Source organism: Ochrobactrum sp. SFR4, from assembly GCF_019730395.1.
In the GTDB taxonomy this organism is placed as follows: Bacteria; Pseudomonadota; Alphaproteobacteria; order Rhizobiales; family Rhizobiaceae; genus Pseudochrobactrum.
In genome coordinates, this window is sequence record NZ_JAAPBB010000004.1 from 308,926 (window position 1) to 325,000 (window position 16,075).

The window sequence follows — 16,075 nt, forward strand, 5'->3', positions numbered from 1 at the left end:
TAACGGGCGATTATGCGTTATCCTTATTGAATTCTGTTGATGCTTCGTCAGGCAGAAATCCGTAAAATGCGACAGCAACATCCCCTGTCAGGATAATTGTATCATCAGCACATAACTCGACCTGTAAAGCCCCGCCCGGCATTAAAACACGGAATTTTTTCTGATTTGTGCGTCCGCTGCGTACCGCTGCAACTGCCGCCGCACAGGCGCCGCTGCCACAGGCTTCAGTGAGAATACCGGGACGTTCATAAACCACCAGTTTCAGCAGCGCCTCGTCACCTTCAGACGGCAGCAACTCAGCCACACCAATATTCGCCTGCTCCGGCAAATAGGTACTGTTTTGCACCACAGCAGCCTCAAGCGGCACATCGACAGCATCAAAATCCGGCACGAAGTAAACCAGATGCGGATTTCCCATACTGACGGCAAAAGGCTCGGACAACAGGCCGTGGTTCAGGTGCCCGTCATGGTTCGCAAGCGGCCCTGCCAGCGGAATAGCCTGCCAGTCTGTGACAGCAGGCGCCAGATACAGGCTGATACGCAGCTGCCCGTTTTCAGCCGCGGCCATACGGGCTTCGATCAACCCGCCGAGCGTTTCTAAAATGACGGATTTTTTGCCGGCTTCCTGCATCCAGAGAAAAGCGGCACAACGGCTGGCATTAAAACAGGCCGGAGCCTCCATACCATCCACATTATAGATGCGCATCCGCACATCAGCACGGGCATTTTGCGGCATTTCCAACACCAGCAACTGATCGCCGCCGATGCCGCGATGACGATCACAAATCTGCGCAATCAGAGCTGCCTGCGGCCGGAAAACATTTTCCCGACCGTCAACAAGCACAAAGTCATTCCCCAGCCCGTGGGTCTTGACGAAGAAAATTCCTGCTGCGCTTGTTTGCGCCGCTTCAGAATATGGCCTCATATTTCCCCTCCTCTTCGGGCTGTCCCTTCAAGCATTTCCAGCAAAAATATGTAGCGGTTTTGCGGTGGAAAATGCTTAAAACAAATAGTGACAACCTCAGGAAACGGCCTCCCAACCGTTCCCTTTATGCTGGCCGGATCTTAGAGATCACGTTCCAGCATAAGTGCATCTTCTACCGTCCACTGACGGCGAACCAGTCTGAATGTATCGCCCTCAACCAGCACTTCCTGAATAAGCGGACGCGCATTATAGGTTGAAGACATTGTTGCACCATAGGCACCGGCAACACCAAGCATCACCAGATCACCACGCTCCAGTGCTGGCAAACGGTCGAATTCGCCGAATGTATCCGAGCTTTCGCAAACAGGGCCAACCAGATTAACCGGCAGAGTTTCCGCATCTGCTGCCGGTTCACGCACCGGCCAGACCGGATGCACGGCATCGTAAAGTGCAGGACGCATCAGATCATTCATCGCTGCATCAACAATAGAGAACTTAGCATTCCCCTGATTTTTGCCATAGAGAACTTTGGTCACCAGCGCACCGGCTTCAGCAATGATGAAGCGACCCGGCTCCATAGTCAGTTCGCAATCAATATCACCAAGTGTATCGCGGATTGTCTGTGCATAGGCATCGACATCAATACCGGCAGAACCATCATAGGAAACGCCGAGGCCACCACCGAGATCAAGACGGGAAATGCTCAGTCCTTTAGCACGGATAGCCCGCGTCAGCTGTGCCAGACGCTCAAAAGTCTGACGATATGGCGTCACATCCGTAATCTGCGAACCGATATGAACGGCGATACCAACCACATTGATTTCTTCACGGGCAGAAGCGGCTGCATAAGTATTCAGCGCATCGGCATAGGCAATGCCGAATTTGTTCTTGCTGGTGCCGGTGGTAATTTTCGGATGGGTCAGCGCATCCACATCAGGATTGATGCGCAGCACAACGGTCGCCACTTTGCCAAGCTGGCGGGCAACACGGGAAATCGCATCCAGCTCTTCGATGGATTCAAGATTCAACTGATGCACACCGGCATTGAGTGCCGCTGCAATTTCCTCATCGGTTTTACCAACGCCGGAGAATACGATTTTATCCGCAGGCGAACCGGCCGCCAATGCGCGGTGCATCTCACCGCCGGAAACAATATCCATGCCGCAACCCTCACCGACCAGCAAAGACAACAGCGACAGGTTGTTATTGGCTTTCACCGCATAGCAGATCTGCACATTGAGTCCGCTCAGCGCAGCGCGCAATCTGGCAACACGTTCACGCACAGCAGCAGCCGAATAGACATAAAACGGCGTGCCGTATTTTTCTGCAATTGCAGAGACAGCAACGTTTTCAACGCTTAAAGTCCCGTTTTTATAGCCGAAATGCGCAACATGCGGACGTGAGAACTCAGTGGTCATTCTACCCTCAAACACTCGAAGCGGAGGGTCGCACAGGACACACCGCTTCATCATTACTCACATCAAGCTATCAGACATCCATCTGCGGTCAAATTCATAATAATCTCTTTATTATTCATTTTCGATATGCTTAATACTGGGAAGGTTTGCTGCGAAAGGGGACATTTTATGCGCCTGACACACCGCCAGCTGGAAATTTTTCAGTCGCTGATGCACACCCTCAATGTTACTGAAACGGCAGACCATCTCGGCTCCTCGCAGCCAACCATCAGTCGCGAACTGAAAGATTTGGAAGCAACACTCGGCTTTACGCTATTTCACCGTGATAACCGCCGTCTGAAGCCGACACAACAAGCTGCCGCGCTCAACGTGATTGTGCAGCGCTCCTTTGTCAGCATTGAAGAAATTGCTCGTACGGCACGCGCTATTCGCGGCGATAATTTGCAACGCGTATCTGTCGCCTGCCTGCCCGCCTATGCCCATGCGATTATTCCGCAAGCCACCAAACTGTTTCTCAACGAACATCCGCAAGCGTCTGTGAAAATTCATTCTCTGGAAGAAAGCGCCCTCACCCGCGACCTGTTGAGCAAATTCTTTGATGTCGGCATGGTAGAAGGCAATATTACCCTCAGCGCCTCCGCAACACGCGAGCTTTATACCGGTGATCTTCTGTGCATCATGCCTGCCGGTCATCCGCTGGCGGATTATGACAGTCTCGATATTGAGCAATTCTCCGGTCATAACTTTATTTATTATTCCGATGAGGATTACTATCGCCGTCAGGTCGATCAGTGGTTCAGCAATGCCGGTATCAGCCGTAAACTTATGATTGAGGCAACCACCGCGTCCTCCATCGGTTCTCTGGTAACAGCAGGTATTGGCATATCCGTTATCAACCCGCTAAGCGCATTAGCCTTCGAGGGACAAAATCTGCTGATCCGCCCGATCCGCCATTCTATCCCTTATTATGTGAATGTCTGGCAGCCGGAAGATATCCGCCGCGGTGCACTTGGCGCAGAATTTGTGCAAGCAATCGTCAGTGCCGTTGAAGAACGCGTTGCAACACTGCGACAGCGTAATCTATGCACATGAACATTGCAGTATCAGGATAATATTCTCAAGAAACGACATCACAGAGCAAGCAATACCAAACAGCGTCGTTTTTCCTGCACTTGCCTGCTTTCCTGTTTAAAAACAGAACTCTATAGTACGGCAAATTCGAACCAAAGAGGATTATCATGGTCAATCCGGTTTTCGCAGCATCCGGCATATCTGTTTTTGAAATCATGTCGAGACTGGCCGCAGAAACCGGCGCCATCAATCTCGGACAGGGTTTTCCGGAAGGGCTTGAGCCGCAGGAACTGATTGCCGCTGCAACAGATGCTCTGCACAACGGTTCCCATCAATATCCGCCAATGCTTGGTCTTCCTGCCCTGCGCAAAGCTGTGGCTGACAATGCCCGCCGGTTTTTCAATATTGCTCCCGATTGGGAAACAGAAATTTTGGTAACTTCCGGTGCGACGGAAGCGCTGGCCGATAGTTTCTTCGCGCTGATTAATTCCGGTGATGAAGTGATTGTGTTGGAACCGGCCTATGATTCCTATAGTCCGGTGATCCGCCGTGCCGGTGGCGTGGTTGTGCCGGTGCGTCTTGCGCCGCCCCATTGGGAATTGCCGTTACAAACCCTGAGCGATGCGATTACCCCGCGCACGCGCATGATCGTTGTGAATAATCCGATGAACCCGATCGGCAAGGTCTTTACCCGCGAGGAGCTGAATTTCATTGCGGAACTGACGGTGAAGCATAACCTCTTCATTATCGCCGATGAAGTTTATGAACATCTGACCTTTGATGACAATAAACATATCTCGCTGTTTTCACTGCTGGAAATCCGCGACCGTGTGGTACGGATCGGCTCTGCAGGTAAAAGCTTTTCGCTCACCGGCTGGAAGGTTGGCTATATCACCGCCGATGCACAATTGCTGAAAGTGATCTCCCGCGTCCATCAATATATGACCTTCACCACACCACCGGCCTTACAGACAGCGGTAGCGGCCGGTCTCAACTTGCCGGACAGCTATTTCACCGGCCTGCGGGAAGAACTGGCTAAACGTCGTAATTATCTCGATGCCGGTCTGCGTGAAGCCGGTTTTAACATTGCCTCTGCGCCTGCCACTTATTTCGCGGTTGCCGATATCAGTGATCTCGACAAAGATGGTGATGATCTCGCTTTTAGCCAGCGCCTCACCTGCGAGGCCGGTGTAACGCCGGTACCGGTGTCGTCTTTCTATTCAGAGCGCAATATCACCAGCCATGTACGTTTTTGCTTCGCCAAAAAGCTTGATACGCTGGAGACTGCCATTAACCGGCTGCGTGACTGGCGTGAGAAACAGAGCTAAGCAATCTCAGCCCTTTGCAGCCTCTGCTAAACCTCTGCGAATACGGTTGAAAATCGTCCACACTAACAGCGCGATCAGTAGCGACTGCAACCAGACCATCCATTGCGGCAGAAAACCGTCAACGGCCAGCCAGCCACCGAGGATACCGAACAACAAGGCGCGGTCGCTTTTGCCCATCGGCCCGTCATAGCGCCGCGATGCCCCGACACTCAGGCCCAGCAATCCGGCAAATTCGGTGAGCAAAGCCAGCACAATAATCAGCCCCATCCAATGCGGCTGAAACGGTGCGACCCACAGAAACGGTGCAAACAGTGCAATATCAGAGACAAGATCACCAAGCTCGTTGAGATAGGCCCCCAAAATGCTTTGCTGGTTAAATTCGCGCGCCAGCATCCCGTCGATGGCATTCATCGCCATTCGGATGAACAGCCATACGGGAATCAGCCAGAACCATACCTTGTTTTCAGCAATCACCAGCCATGAGCCTATCGCTACAGAGATCAGCATCGCCGCAATAGTCACCTGATTGGCGGTCACACCCCACTGTGCCAATCGGCTTACCAGCGGACGTAATAAATCCTGAAAACGGCTCTTAAGCTGATAAACAGACACGGTATAACTCTTTGCAAAATCATTTTTCTTAAACATCGTTTAGTCTAAAAGACTTACAATAAATAGCAAAACAACATCTATATTCTTGTATCGCCATATGAAAGACAGGCCTATGACTTCGGTAAAACGCGATTGCACTGAGCGGCATTTTATCAGCCATGACCGGCAGGAAATCTTTTTCCGCTACTGGCCAGCTTTGAGCGAAAAGCCGGAAGGCGCAATCATTCTGTTACATCGCGGGCATGAACATAGCGGCCGTGTCGCGCATATTGTCGAAGAACTCGGGCTGGACAATTACAGCTTCTATGCATGGGACGCTCGTGGTCACGGCCTTACCCAAGGTCAGCGCGGCTATTCGCCTTCCTTTGCAACCACGGTGCGCGACCTTGATTGCTTTGCCCGCCATATCACCGAGACAGACGGCTTTGCATTACAAGACATGGCGCTGATTGCGCAAAGTGTCGGCGCAGTTATCGGTGCCACATGGGTGCATGATTATGCGCCGCCGATCCGCGCCATGGTGCTGGCTGCACCGGCCTTTGACGTTAAACTTTATGTACCGCTGGCCAAAGAAGGCATCTGGCTCTGGCAGAAGCTCAAAGGCACATTCTTCGTCAACTCCTATGTCAAAGCCCGCTTTCTCACCCATGACAAAGAGCGGATTGCATCCTTTGAAAATGACCCGCTGATTACCCGCCCGATTGCCTCCAATATTCTGCTGGAACTTTACGAGAATGCTGACCGTATTGTGCGCGATGCCCGTGCGATTACCACGCCGACACAAGTGCTGATTTCCGGTCGTGACTGGGTGGTGCGTGATGCGCCGCAACACCGTTTTTACGAAAATCTCGCGGGCCCGGTTAAAGAGCGCCATGTGCTCAAAGGCTTCTATCACGACACATTGGGCGAGCGTGACCGTGCACTGGCTTTTGCCAAAATCCGGCCTTTCATTGAGCAGCAGTTCGCCAAAAAACCGCAACAAAATTCGCTACTTGAAGCTCATATTCAGGGCTTTACCCGTGATGAAGCTGACCGTCTGGCTACCCCTCTGTCCATTACCAGTCCGCGCGGTGCTTATTGGGGTATGACCCGTGCTTCTATCCGTATTGGCGCATTGTTCTCGGAAGGACTGAAAACCGGTATCCGCACCGGTTTCGATTCCGGCTCCACGCTCGATTATGTTTATCGCAATGAGGTGAAGGGCTTAGGCCCCGGCGGCCGTTATACAGACAAGACTTTCCTCAACGCCATTGGCTGGCGCGGTATTCGCCAGCGTAAAATTCATCTGGAAGAACTGATCCGGCAGGCTGTTACCCGTTTGCAGGACGACGGCAAACCGGCACATATTCTCGACATTGCAGCCGGCCATGGCCGCTATGTGCTGGATGCACTCACCACCAAGGATGATGAAATTGCTTCCGTACGTTTGCAGGATTATTCACCGATCAATGTGCTGGCCGGTCGTCAGCTGATTGCGGAGCGCAATCTTTCCGGTAAAGCCGAATTCCATGAAGGTGATGCTTTCGACACCAAGGTGCTCGCTGCCCTTGGCGCAGATGCAGAAACTGCACCGAATCTGGCTATTGTTTCCGGTCTTTATGAGCTGTTTGCCGATAATGACCAGATCGCACAATCATTGGAAGGACTGGCACAAGCAGTTCAGAGTGGCGGTTATCTGATCTATACAAACCAGCCTTGGCATCCGCAGCTGGAAATGATTGCCCGCGCCCTGACATCCCATCGTGGCGGACAAGCATGGGTGATGCGCCGCCGCACGCAGAACGAGATGGATCAGCTGGTTGAGGCCGCAGGCTTCCGCAAAATTGAACAGCGTATTGACCAGTGGGGTATTTTCACCGTGTCACTGGCACAACGTATTGAGCAATAATGCAGCTCGATCCCGAAGTGCATAAAACAAATCCGGTATTGATCCGGCGAGGCGTGCTGTGTTTGTTCCTGCTTGCCCCGCTGTTCTATGCAACATACGGTCTGGCAAACTGGCTGGCATCGCAACATGCTTCCGTGCCGGAGATTGTCTTTGACTGGGAAAAGCAAATCCCGTTCTGGGGTTGGACAATCATCCCCTATTGGTCGCTCAATCTATTCTACGCGGTCGCAGTTTTGGTCGCTACCGACAGGAAATCGCAAAACCGGCTGATCGGCCGCTATCTCACGGCGCAATTCATTGCCTTTGTCTGTTTCATTGCTTTTCCGCTGACCATCACATGGGAAAAACCTGTAACAACCGGCCTTTCCGGCTGGTTATTTGCCATGCTCGGCAATTTCGATCAGCCGTTCAATCAGGCACCTTCGCTGCATATCGCCTTGGCAATCATCATCTGGGATCATCTGCGTGACAGATTACCAGTATTTTGGCGCATGATCTGGCATGTCTGGTATCTGCTGATTGCTCTGTCTGTTCTCACCACATGGCAGCATCATTTCATTGATGTTCCGGCCGGTGCTTTGCTCGGCCTGTTCGCTTTGTGGCTATTTCCCCGTGAAGGCGATGCACCCTGGCAGAATTACCGTTTCACCCGTGATCCCAAATCCCGTAAATTCATGCGTATTTATGGCGCTGCCGGCCTTGTATTATTGGCACTCACATTCACCGGCGGGCATCCGGCAATTCTGTTGCTGCTCTGGCCTGCACTGGCCTTGCTGATGCTGAGCTTTGGCTATAGCGGTAGCGGTGCAAAAATCTTCCAGAAACGCAGCGACGGCTCCGTCAGCCTTGCATCCCTCTGGCTATTTTTACCTTTGCGTATTTTCTTCAGACTTAACCGTATCGCATGGACATGGCGCGAACCGTCAGCGGTTAAAATTACTGAAGGTCTCTATCTCGGTCGTTTCCCGAAACACTCAGAAACACAAAACTATACCTGCATCATTGATATGACCGCGGAGTGTATCGCACCACGCAATATCAGAGCCCGCTGGCAGGCTTTTCCTCTGATGGATCTCGCTAAGCCGGAGCCTCTCACCATGCAGGCCGCAGTCAGGGCAATTCATAATCCACCGCGCCCGACACTGATCTGCTGTGCTTTGGGCTATCAGCGCAGTGCCAATCTCATTGCCCGCTGGCTGGTTGAAAGCGGTCATGTGGCGAACAGTCAGCAAGCCGAGGAACTGATCCGCAAAACCGGCAGGCCGGTGCGTCTTTATCCGGATCATCAATAAAACAACGTAATTCACGAAAATAAGAAATGATTGCGGAAAGTGCTTTTATTCTGTTACTTGCTGAATTTAATGTGAAGCAAAATAAAAACGACTGTTCTTCATGGCCGATCCGGACTCGCATTCAGTATTACAGATTTTCTCCGGCATGGTTCTGGCCTTTTTTTCCCGCGCCATTACCGGCGTGCGTCCGATCTGGAGCGGTACAGTCCCGTCCCGCAAACAGCGGATTTATTTCGCCAACCACACCAGCCATGGCGACTTCATTCTGCTGTCCTCCTCGTTACCTTTAGGCGAACGCGCAAGAACCCGTGCCGTTGCCGGTGCCGATTACTGGAACAGCAACCGCCTGCGACAGTTCATTGCCACGCGGCTGCTCGGCACAGTGCTGGTGGAGCGGAACTGGATCGAGCGCAATGAAGACCCGTTGCTGGTGATGTTGCGTGCGATTGACAGCGGCCAGTCGCTGATCTTTTTCCCTGAAGGCACCCGCAATATGACCGAAGAACCGCTGCTGCGTTTTCGCGCCGGTCTTTATCATCTCGCCAAAGCACGGCCGGATGTTGAGCTGGTGCCCTGCTGGATTGAAAATATGTCCCGTGTTTTGCCTAAAGGCACATTTCTGCCGGTACCGCTGTTATGCCGTGTGATTTTCGGTGCGCCGCTGCAATTGCAACCGGATGAAGAACGCAAAAACTTCCTGCACCGTGCGCAACATGCCTTGCTGACACTCAGCCCGCAATCTCAGGGAGTATGAAGTGAGCGAAGAAACCAATCTTCTCCTGATCGGACTGGTTGTGCTGTTATCAGTCGCAAGCCTTGCTGCCGCATTAATCAGCTGGCGCAGTGCCAAGCCATTGCCTTCCGCGCTCAGCAATATCAATGCACGCATTCGTGCGTGGTGGATTATGATTGCCGCGATCAGCATCGCTTTTCTGTTTGGCAAAACCGGTGTGGTTATTCTGTTCGGACTGGTCTCTTTCGCAGCGCTTCGGGAATATGTAACTCTCACCCATACGCATCGCAGCGATCACTGGCTGTTGCTCGGTGCCTTCCTGATTGTCATTCCGGTGCAATATTATCTGGTCTGGGTGGAATGGTACGGGCTCTATTCCATCTTCATTCCCGTTTATGTATTTCTGGCTATGTCGGTGCTCACAGCACTTTGGGGTAATACCAGCCGGTTTCTTGAGCGTATTTCCGAGCAGCAATGGGGCATTATGCTCTCGGTCTATTGCATCAGTCATGTGCCTGCGCTGGCGACATTGCATATTGAAGGCTTTGAAGGCCGGCAAATGCTGCTGATTGCCTTTCTGATTGCCGTGGTGCAGGGCTGCGATGTGCTGCAATTCATTTTCGGCAAATTATTCGGCAAACATCGCATCTCGCCAAAGGTATCGCCATCCAAAACATGGGAAGGGCTGATCGGCGGCGTAGCCAGCGCGTCTTTACTGGGGGCAGCGCTCTCGTGGCTCACACCTTTCTCACCGTTACAGGCAGGCGGTCTTGCAGCCATTGCCTGTATTATGGGTTTTTTCGGAGGCCTTGTCGCTTCAGCGATCAAACGTGACCGCGGTGTCAAAGACTGGGGGCATATGATTGAGGGGCATGGCGGTATGATGGACCGTGCCGATAGTCTGGTTTTTGCAGCCCCTGTGTTCTTCCACCTGATCCGCTATTTCTGGACTTGAGCGCATCCCGAAAAGTGTGAAGCGGTTTTCGGATAAGATGCGCGTAAATCATAACTAGTCAGAGCATTTTTAATATTTGTCTAAACTGAAAATGCTCTGACGGTTACTGTAAGACAGCCCCGCGAAACAGGTTCCATGATGAGCGTCGCTCGGCCAGAAATCGCCCTGGTGGCGTGCCAACCGCTTTGCGGAACATAGTGACAAAAGCACCGGCACTCTCATAGCCCAGATCAAAATCCACCGACTGGATCGATCGTCCCTGTGTCAATAATTGCACACCGGTTATCACATGCAATTGTCGCCGCCAGCGCCCGACACTCATGCCCGTTTCATGGCTGAATAACCGGCTCAGACTACGCTCGCTCATGCCGATACGATGTGCCCATTCTTCCAGTGTCGCATGGCTTGCCGGATCATCCAGCAAAATATCGGTCAGTTTACGCAAACGGCTGTCCGCCGGTATCGGCAGATGCAACTGTTCAAGCGGTGCAGCCACCAATTCATCCAGCAACACACCGATGAGCCTGCCCTCTGCACCATCTTCATCATAACAGGGATCAAAACCCGCAGCTTTTTCCAGCAGGCTTTGCAGCAAAGGTGAGACGGAAACGCTGCAACACGTCTCCGGCAAACCGTCAACCACGTCCGGCGCAACAAACAGACCGAAACCGCGCGCCTCGCCGGAGCTTCTGGCTTTATGAAATAGCCCCCCCGGTATCCAGACCGCACATTGCGGCGGCACAACCCAGACACCACTATCCGTCTCAACGGTCACCACACCGCTGGCACTGAATAAAAGCTGCGCTTTACGATGCGAATGGCGCGGAAACTCCCAGCCATCAACAACCATCGATAAGCCCATCACAACCACGGGACGGTCAATCTGATCCGGCAAAGCATAATCAGGGAAACTCGTTGTAAAAAACATGAAATCACCGTTACTCTGATGATAATCCTAAAAGCTCATAAGCCTGACGCACCGCATCATCGCGGTTCTCCGTGACGATCATCGGATGTCCCCAGAACTTACCATAAATGACAGAGAAAGCTTTTGCAGCCAGCCGTTTAACTGAGCTCTGTTCCACATAATACATCGCCTTCACGTAATCACGTAAATCAGCTTTGTTCTGTTTCATCCACAGCGAGACAGCACGGCGGTCAGCAACACTTTCGCCCGGATCCTTGTCAAAATCAGCACCCCAGCCAAGAAAAACAAAAGCTTGCTTGCGTTGCAGGCATTGCTCAAAAATCTGTAATGTCTCTTCAATCGTCTGATGACCAGCACCGGAATAATCCATCCGTACCAGCGGAAAGTCCTGAATATCAATCTGCATAGTCTGCCTCATAAACTATACACCTGTAATAGGCGTTAAAATATGAGATAATTAGTATAGTTTTATCATACTGGCGTCATTCTGTCATGGTGCCATAAAATATATCATTCCGGCCAAGAAAGTGCCCGAAAAACGCAAAACGCCGGTCCGTTGCAAACAGACCGGCGTTTTTAATTTTCCGACTTGCGCACCAGTCAGGTGATTTCAATATGCGATTTCAAAGGCATATCATCATGCAAAGGCACAGTCTGGCGTTCGATCATACGATGGACACGCGGTTTTTCCGGCCCTTTATGCAACGACAGTAATTTTTCGGATACCGCAGCATCCGCATAGGTACGGCGCTGATTATGGCGGACATATTCCACCCATGTCGGCACATGATAGGTTTCTGTCCAGATATCCGGATTTTCCAGATCGCGTAGCAGAGCCCATTGCTGTGCACCGTCACGAATACGGATACGGCGGCGTGCAGCCATCGCCTCCAGAAATGCATGAACATTATGATGCTCAATATGATAATCCACCATCACCATAATCGGACCGCTGCGCGGGCGGATGTCCAGACGCAATTGCGGCTCAGAAAACGAATTGAGCGGATCAAGATTGAGCTTGTCGAATTCCGGCAGTTTGAACACCAGTCCGACCAGCGCTCCGCCAACCAGCGTGAAGGCAGCAACACTCAGCGCCGCCTCAGGCCCATAGCCGTCAGCCACAGAACCCCAGAGCCAGCTGCCAGCGGCCATACCGCCGAAAGTAGCGGTTTGATAAAGCGCCAGAGCACGTCCTACCACCCAGCGCGGCGTAGACAATTGCACTGTCACATTGAATAGCGACAAAGCCAGAACCCATGACGCACCGGCAGGCAGTAATAGCAGGCAGGTTAAAATAACCGAATGACTGTAGGACAACAGATAAACACTGATACCAAAGGCGATGAATGCACCGCGCACAATGGTTTCATTGGCAAACTTCTCGCGCAGCTCGCCGGAAGTGAAAGCACCGGCAATCGCCCCAAGACCGAAGGCACCGAGCATAATACCATAGGTCAGCGCCGTGCCCTGCACCAGATCGCGCGCAACCAGCGGCAACAGAGCCAGCACAACAATGGCTGAAAGACCGAACAGGAAACCACGAAACATCACCTTGATCAGGTTCGGCGACATGGAAACATAGCGCAAACCAGCGGAAACGGCACGCCCAAAGGTCTCACGCGGTAGTGTGGATTTTGCAACCTGCGGCTTCCAGCGCAGCAGTGCAATAATCAGCGGAATATAACTGACAGCATTGATGATAAAGGCAAAAGCAGCACCGGCAACGGCCACGATAAAACCACCAATGGCAGGGCCGATACTGCGCATAGCATTAAAGCTCATGCTGTTGAGTGCCACCGCCCCCGGCAGATCAGAGCGGGGTACAATGTCCCCCATTGATGCCTGCCATGACGGATTGTGCAAGGCTCCGCCACAACCGATCAGGAATGTAAAACTCAGCAAAAGCCATGGCGTAAGCCAGCCCATATAGCCAAAAATCGCCAGCATCAGCGACACCAGCAACATCATAAACTGAGCAATCAGCATGATACGGCGGCGGTCAAAATTATCCGCCAGAGCACCGGCAAACAGCGAGAAAAACATCACCGGCAAAGTTGTGGAGGCCTGCACCAGCGCCACCATATTGGAGGATTGCGCGATGGTCGTCATCATCCAGCCTGCACCAACAGTCTGAATCAGCCCGCCAAGATTGGAAGCAAGCGTTGCAGTCCATAAAGAGCGAAAAGCTTTATGTTTAAACGGGGCTAAAGGGGATACACTTTGCGACACCGCAGAATTTCCTATCCGAAGCAGATGCTCCATCATGCATGGTTCGGTGTAATAATCACACTGAAAAATTCAAACAGCCTGTAAAATCAATGTGCAAGCTGTCAGCGAACCTTATGCCCGTACCATAGGCAACATTGAAAAAAGACGAACTGGCTATTTTGACGCAACTGTGAATTTTTTCTTCATGCAATAAAAAAACCGCCGGAAATTGTCCGGCGGTTCTTTGAAGTCAATAAAATGACAGGGATCAGAATTTGGCACTCGCTCCGAATATAAAGCTGCGGCCTTTTCCTGAATATTCATTCTCACCCAATGGCCCCGACACAGCCACGCGATAATTCTTATTGGCCACATTCTCGACCGAGAAGAACAATTCCGCATTTTCCTTCAGCTTATAAGAACCGTAGAGATCATAGAGAATATAGCTTGGTAGTGCGAATTTCTGACCAAAATCCGTACCAAATCCGGCATAGCTGCTTTTGCCGAAATAACGCGCCTGTGCCCCCAGTGTCAGCTTCTCATCAAACAGACGGAAACCGGCATCAAGCGTGCCATACTGATCCGGTATCATGAAGGCATCACCATTCCCCGCACCGGCCCCCTCACCAATCGGCTGATCTGTTTTGGCTTTGGTATAAGAAACATTGGTATAGAAGAAGCCGAGATCATAGCTGCCTTCAATCTCCCAGCCATACATTTTGGTAATGCCGGGGCGGTTGATCCACATCGCTGTCGGCCCGCGATTGGGTACATCGACAAAATCATTGACGACGAAATTCTCAATAGAATTGTGAAAGAAGCCGGTTTTCAGACGGAACTTGTCATCGCTGCGTAACAAGCCGTCTTCTGTGAAATTAACCCCGATATCCCAGCCTTTGCTATATTCCGGTTCAAGACTGAGATTATTGGCAATACCACTGCCGAGTCCCGCGCCAATCGGTATCAGCGAGAAGAACATTTCCTGTACCGTCGGCGGGCGGAAAGTATGGGCATAAGTCGCATAAAGCTCCAATCCGTCATAAGGTTGCGCGGTCAGAGAGACTTTCGGCAACCATTTGCCGCTGCTGCGCTCAATATCCTTGTTGCCGCAGGCAGGTCCTCCTGCAGGACAGTCCCCTGTGCCTGCCGCATAAGCCGGCTGATAGCCTTCCACATTCCAGTGATCATAACGCAGACCGCCGGTCAGCGTGAAAATATTCCACGACAAAGTTGCATCGGTAAAACCGCTGGATTTCTTTAAAGTACCGGGAGGGTTGGCACCGCGGTAGCTGTTGATGAGATATTCATCACTGCCGAAAGACCCGCCATAGAACAGCTTGAGCTGTACATCATCACTCAGCATTGTTTTGCTGGTATTGGAAATGTCAAAACCATAGCCGCGATCATCGGTTTTGCGTCCCCGATAGCTACCGCCGGTCGCTGCATAGTCCATATTGGTGCGGTTATAATAGGCATTCACCTTCAGATCGATCCAGTCATTATCATCCGGCGTATAGGCATAATTTGCAGTATAAGATGCGTTCTTCAGATCCTGCTCGTAATTGGCATAGGTAAACCGGTTTTCATACCAGCGGGCACCAAGTTTGAGATTATGCTCGGAGGATGGTGCAATTTCAAATTTGATCAGGCCGCCACCCGGACGGTTGGTGGCATCGCGCCCGCTATCCACATAAACGCCGTCACCGTTTTTAAATGTACCGAAGGATGTGCGAGCAAAAGCACCGAGAATACTGACATTGCTGGATTTATCATTGTTCAGATTGGCGCGTGCAGCGCCTGCCAGCATGCCGGAGCCGCGGAACCCGTTGGTTCCGGCTTTCCAGCGTGTCAGCACGCCGACATCACGCCCCGGTAAAACAATATCGTCAAAATCAAGTGTGCGGAAATTTGCGGCGCCGCTCAGAGTCCCCATACCGGCGGCGCCTCCCACGGCACCTTTGCTCACATCAATGCCGCCAAGCAGTTCCGGCTGCACATAGAGCAAGGTACCGCCGGATGAGGCATGGCCTGCCACATTACGGAATGTCTGCGGCACACCGTCAATCATCGCATTCACACGACCAAAACCGCTCATCCCGCGAATATTCACCTCAATACCAGGCTGACTGGACTGCTGGCGGGTGAATACACCGGGTGTCGAGCGCAACGCAGCCTGCGGATCGCCGCCAAATCGCTCCTGCAGCGTATTACGGCTCACAGAGCTGACTGCTGCGGGTGCGCGGTATATTCCGTCACCCTGAACAAAAGGTCCGTTCAAACCACCGGTCACTGTAATTGTTTGCAATTGCGTGGTACTGCCCGCAGCCTTATCTTTTGCCGCATCCTGTGCGGCGACTTCACGCTGCTGCGCCGCAGCCATACCAGTAAAAATCCCGAGACCGGCAATGCTCAAACCCGATAGGCTCAAAATGGTACCGGCAAAAGATGCGCGCAGACAGTGTCTGACAACAGACATAATACCCCCTTTGGCAGGCAGACATCGTCTGTCCTGCCATGCATAATCATGACAAGTTTTGAAAAGCAGCAATTGAAAGAGTAGATTTCTCTCTTATGCCTAGGGAATAATAAACTTGATAAAAAGAGTCAAGTTTATCTTGGTCACAATTTTCTGCGGAGCTATCCCAACATTTAAGTAAAAGATTTTAAAGGGTTTCTCCCGCATAGTATGATTATCAACCAAGAGCAGAGCGACAGCT

The 16,075-nt window shown here is 51.8% G+C and carries 13 protein-coding genes; 6 read left to right on the plus strand and 7 right to left on the minus strand.

Annotation, left to right across the window (positions count from 1 at the left end; genetic code table 11):
- Nucleotides 1-10: 10 nt before the first annotated feature.
- Both dapF and lysA read right to left on the minus strand, forming a co-directional pair.
- A complete protein-coding gene (dapF, locus tag HBA93_RS07365; RefSeq protein WP_221722838.1) occupies nt 11-925 on the minus strand; it encodes a diaminopimelate epimerase in 915 nt (304 codons plus the stop codon).
- Between the two features lie 140 nt (nt 926-1,065).
- Nucleotides 1,066-2,343, minus strand: a complete 1,278-nt coding sequence (lysA, locus tag HBA93_RS07370) for a diaminopimelate decarboxylase (RefSeq protein WP_221722839.1) — start codon at nt 2,341-2,343, stop codon at nt 1,066-1,068.
- 168 nt (nt 2,344-2,511) lie between these two features.
- Here lysA and HBA93_RS07375 point away from each other — a divergent pair, with 168 nt between their 5' ends.
- Both HBA93_RS07375 and HBA93_RS07380 read left to right on the plus strand, forming a co-directional pair.
- Nucleotides 2,512-3,435 carry a LysR substrate-binding domain-containing protein gene (locus HBA93_RS07375; RefSeq protein ID WP_122093507.1) on the plus strand — a complete coding sequence of 308 codons (924 nt, stop codon included), beginning with the start codon at nt 2,512-2,514 and terminating at the stop codon, nt 3,433-3,435.
- 146 nt (nt 3,436-3,581) lie between these two features.
- Nucleotides 3,582-4,742 carry an aminotransferase gene (locus HBA93_RS07380; protein WP_221722840.1) on the plus strand — a complete coding sequence of 387 codons (1,161 nt, stop codon included), beginning with the start codon at nt 3,582-3,584 and terminating at the stop codon, nt 4,740-4,742.
- 6 nt (nt 4,743-4,748) lie between these two features.
- Here HBA93_RS07380 and HBA93_RS07385 read toward each other — a convergent pair whose 3' ends face one another.
- Entirely contained in the window at nt 4,749-5,354 is a 606-nt protein-coding gene (locus HBA93_RS07385; protein ID WP_221722841.1) for a CDP-alcohol phosphatidyltransferase family protein, read from the minus strand.
- 112 nt (nt 5,355-5,466) lie between these two features.
- On the opposite strand from HBA93_RS07385, the gene HBA93_RS07390 reads away from it, so the two are divergent.
- The 4 genes from HBA93_RS07390 (at nt 5,467) to HBA93_RS07405 (ending at nt 10,222) form a co-directional block, all read left to right on the plus strand.
- Nucleotides 5,467-7,242 carry a bifunctional alpha/beta hydrolase/class I SAM-dependent methyltransferase gene (locus HBA93_RS07390; RefSeq protein WP_286201792.1) on the plus strand — a complete coding sequence of 592 codons (1,776 nt, stop codon included), beginning with the start codon at nt 5,467-5,469 and terminating at the stop codon, nt 7,240-7,242.
- Nucleotides 7,242-8,534 (plus strand): phosphatase PAP2/dual specificity phosphatase family protein, encoded by a 1,293-nt coding sequence (locus HBA93_RS07395; RefSeq protein ID WP_221722843.1) that lies wholly within the window; start codon nt 7,242-7,244, stop codon nt 8,532-8,534. Before HBA93_RS07390 ends, HBA93_RS07395 begins: the two co-directional genes overlap by 1 nt.
- Nucleotides 8,535-8,634: 100 nt before the next feature.
- Nucleotides 8,635-9,288: a lysophospholipid acyltransferase family protein gene (locus HBA93_RS07400; RefSeq protein WP_213599018.1), complete on the plus strand. Its 654-nt coding sequence runs from the start codon at nt 8,635-8,637 to the stop codon at nt 9,286-9,288.
- Nucleotide 9,289: 1 nt separating this feature from the next.
- Nucleotides 9,290-10,222: a phosphatidate cytidylyltransferase gene (locus HBA93_RS07405; RefSeq protein WP_221722844.1), complete on the plus strand. Its 933-nt coding sequence runs from the start codon at nt 9,290-9,292 to the stop codon at nt 10,220-10,222.
- A 103-nt stretch (nt 10,223-10,325) separates the two neighbouring features.
- On the opposite strand, the gene HBA93_RS07410 is transcribed toward HBA93_RS07405, so the two are convergent.
- The 4 genes from HBA93_RS07410 to HBA93_RS07425 all read right to left on the minus strand — a co-directional run bounded on the left by HBA93_RS07410 (nt 10,326) and on the right by HBA93_RS07425 (nt 15,834).
- Nucleotides 10,326-11,150: an AraC family transcriptional regulator gene (locus HBA93_RS07410; RefSeq protein WP_221722845.1), complete on the minus strand. Its 825-nt coding sequence runs from the start codon at nt 11,148-11,150 to the stop codon at nt 10,326-10,328.
- Nucleotides 11,151-11,160: 10 nt separating this feature from the next.
- Nucleotides 11,161-11,568 carry a hypothetical protein gene (locus HBA93_RS07415; protein ID WP_162994460.1) on the minus strand — a complete coding sequence of 136 codons (408 nt, stop codon included), beginning with the start codon at nt 11,566-11,568 and terminating at the stop codon, nt 11,161-11,163.
- Between the two features lie 182 nt (nt 11,569-11,750).
- Nucleotides 11,751-13,379, minus strand: coding sequence for an MFS transporter (locus HBA93_RS07420; RefSeq protein WP_221722846.1), 1,629 nt, complete (start codon nt 13,377-13,379; stop codon nt 11,751-11,753).
- Nucleotides 13,380-13,626: 247 nt separating this feature from the next.
- Nucleotides 13,627-15,834 (minus strand): TonB-dependent receptor domain-containing protein, encoded by a 2,208-nt coding sequence (locus HBA93_RS07425; RefSeq protein WP_221722847.1) that lies wholly within the window; start codon nt 15,832-15,834, stop codon nt 13,627-13,629.
- Nucleotides 15,835-16,075: the final 241 nt, after the last annotated feature.

Bases quoted from the DNA above. Each gene is read 5' to 3' on its own strand.
- dapF (WP_221722838.1), bottom strand. From the start codon at position 925: ATGAGGCCATATTCTGAAGCGGCGCAAACAAGCGCAGCAGGAATTTTC.
- lysA (WP_221722839.1), bottom strand. From the start codon at position 2,343: ATGACCACTGAGTTCTCACGTCCGCATGTTGCGCATTTCGGCTATAAA.
- HBA93_RS07375 (WP_122093507.1), top strand. From the start codon at position 2,512: ATGCGCCTGACACACCGCCAGCTGGAAATTTTTCAGTCGCTGATGCAC.
- HBA93_RS07380 (WP_221722840.1), top strand. From the start codon at position 3,582: ATGGTCAATCCGGTTTTCGCAGCATCCGGCATATCTGTTTTTGAAATC.
- HBA93_RS07390 (WP_286201792.1), top strand. From the start codon at position 5,467: ATGACTTCGGTAAAACGCGATTGCACTGAGCGGCATTTTATCAGCCAT.
- HBA93_RS07395 (WP_221722843.1), top strand. From the start codon at position 7,242: ATGCAGCTCGATCCCGAAGTGCATAAAACAAATCCGGTATTGATCCGG.
- HBA93_RS07400 (WP_213599018.1), top strand. From the start codon at position 8,635: ATGGCCGATCCGGACTCGCATTCAGTATTACAGATTTTCTCCGGCATG.
- HBA93_RS07410 (WP_221722845.1), bottom strand. From the start codon at position 11,150: ATGTTTTTTACAACGAGTTTCCCTGATTATGCTTTGCCGGATCAGATT.
- HBA93_RS07415 (WP_162994460.1), bottom strand. From the start codon at position 11,568: ATGAGGCAGACTATGCAGATTGATATTCAGGACTTTCCGCTGGTACGG.
- HBA93_RS07425 (WP_221722847.1), bottom strand. From the start codon at position 15,834: ATGTCTGTTGTCAGACACTGTCTGCGCGCATCTTTTGCCGGTACCATT.